Raw genomic sequence first — 1,908 nt, 5'->3', positions numbered from 1 at the left:
CGGACTGGCGGGGTCTGGCGCTGGTGCCTCAGCTTCCGGCGTGGCGGCCCGCTAACCTTGATCTGAATACGGAAACGCTGCCGAAAAAATCGGACGTTAATAACGGCCACCACAGCGTCACACTCGCCCGGGGAAGCGTGAAGCGCATTAATTACACGGTGTTAACCACCCGGCGGGTCCTGTTAGATCTTACCCTGAGCGATGGTACGGCGTTACCGCGTGGCAGTAAGGTCATGGATGAGCAGGGAACGATACTCACGATTGCTATCGATAATGGGCTGGTCTATCTGAATAACTCACCGGAGAAAGCCACGCTGCTGATTGATGTGGCAGGGCGCGATACGCGTTGCAGCTTCACCTACCGTCTGGATGAGCAGCCAGAGGATGGCGGACCCTATCAGAAAATTACCGGTGTATGCATTTAGCCTGGGCGGTTAAAACGGCATAACTCGTATCTTACAAAGGAATTGTGCAATGGAACTGAAAAGAATGCTTTCCGGTATCACCCTGCTAACGGGGATGGTGCTCAGTACTGCGGTTCCCGCCAGCACCCAGGCCACGTTGCAGATACGAGGTACTATTAAGCCCGCCTCCTGTGATATTCGCTTTGATGGCGGGGGCATACTCGACTGGCAGCAGATTAGCGCTGCCAGCCTCTCATCCTCCAAATCCACCTCGCTGACGACGAAGAACATTAAGCTGAATATCAGCTGTGAAACGCCCACGCTATTTGCCGTACGAGCCAGAGATATCGCTGAGAAAGCCGGGGAAGCGAAAATTGACGGAAAGGCTGCGGAGACCAGTTTCAGTTTGGGGGCTACCGAAGCGGGGAAAAATATCGGTGCGTACCGCATCCATACCCCGGCGGACAGGTCCATGGTAGATGGGCATCCCATGCAAAAACTCACCGTCTCGGCCGATGAAGGGAAAATCTGGGCAGAGGCGAAGGGAAGTGTGCTGTGGAAGTATCAGGGAGAGGAACTTGTGTCTTTCACCTCCGATATGCTGCGCGTGCCAATACCGGCAAAAAATGTGGTCTTTGATATGAATGTCACTCCCTGGATTGTCGCCCTTGATGCCCTTGGAACATCGGATGAAGTGACGATTGCTGGCAGTGCAACCTTTGATATTGTGTATCTCTGATGGCTGTCATCATCCGTCACTGTATATCCTGGTCTGCGGGTAAATACATACTGTGTAGCCTGCTGGCGCTGCTCATCGCACACCCGGCGTGGGCGGTGATGAAACCTGAAACCTCGATGTTAATGATCAACGAAGAAGCAAAAGGTGGGAGCCTGAACGTCACCAATACCGCAGATCACGAGGCGTTGCTGTATGTGAAGATCTACAACCTGCCAGACGATCTTCAGCCTCAGCTGCTGGTGACCCAGCCGGTGACCCGGCTGGCGGCGGGTCAGACGCAGCGGCTACGCTTCTTACTGCATAGCCTGGGGCCGCTCAAGACAGAGCATATGAAGCGGGTGATTCTGGAAGGGATCCCGCTACAAGCGCTGAGCGGCAAGAATACGGTGGGCTTAAGCCTCAGGCAGGACCTCCCGATCATTATTCATCCTGCCGGTCTGCCAATGAAGTCCGACCCCTGGGAAGCATTGAAATTCTCGGAAAGGAGCGGCGTGTTGACCATCGTTAATCCCAGCCGTTACGTGGTGCGACTGTCACAGACCGTTGTGCTGCTGCCCTCAATGAAAAATATCATGCTGAGTAAAAGCTATATTCTTCCTGGCGAAACGCTGACCGTTAAGGGGCAGGATGCCGCTGCTCTGAAAAACAGCAAGCAGATCCAGATCCAGAGTCTGTCAAAATATGGCTATGTCGCGGGTCTGTTTATACAACCGCTGGAGCATCATGGCTAACTTATCTGCTGCATCGCCAGCTTTAACGGGATAA

The 1,908-nt window shown here is 53.8% G+C and carries 3 protein-coding genes; all 3 read left to right on the top strand.

Annotated features, from left to right (window positions below):
- Positions 1–425 (top strand): FimD/PapC C-terminal domain-containing protein (locus WH277_RS08255; RefSeq protein WP_339505229.1); only part of this gene is annotated, 425 nt, incomplete at its 5' end.
- 49 nt (positions 426–474) lie between these two features.
- Positions 475–1,143 (top strand): DUF1120 domain-containing protein, encoded by a 669-nt coding sequence (locus tag WH277_RS08250; RefSeq protein WP_339505227.1) that lies wholly within the window; start codon positions 475–477, stop codon positions 1,141–1,143.
- Positions 1,143–1,874 carry a fimbria/pilus chaperone family protein gene (locus tag WH277_RS08245; protein ID WP_339458853.1) on the top strand — a complete coding sequence of 244 codons (732 nt, stop codon included), beginning with the start codon at positions 1,143–1,145 and terminating at the stop codon, positions 1,872–1,874. The genes WH277_RS08250 and WH277_RS08245 overlap by 1 nt, the downstream gene beginning before the upstream one ends.
- Positions 1,875–1,908 lie beyond the last annotated feature (34 nt).

It is taken from the genome of Erwinia sp. MYb416 (assembly GCF_037479575.1).
GTDB classification, from domain to species: Bacteria; Pseudomonadota; Gammaproteobacteria; order Enterobacterales; family Enterobacteriaceae; genus Erwinia; species Erwinia rhapontici.
This window is presented reverse-complemented; position numbering and strand designations above follow the sequence as displayed.

Excerpts from the sequence above, each read along its gene's own strand:
- WH277_RS08250 (WP_339505227.1), top strand. The coding sequence starts at position 475 with ATGGAACTGAAAAGAATGCTTTCCGGTATCACCCTGCTAACGGGGATG.
- WH277_RS08245 (WP_339458853.1), top strand. The coding sequence starts at position 1,143 with ATGGCTGTCATCATCCGTCACTGTATATCCTGGTCTGCGGGTAAATAC.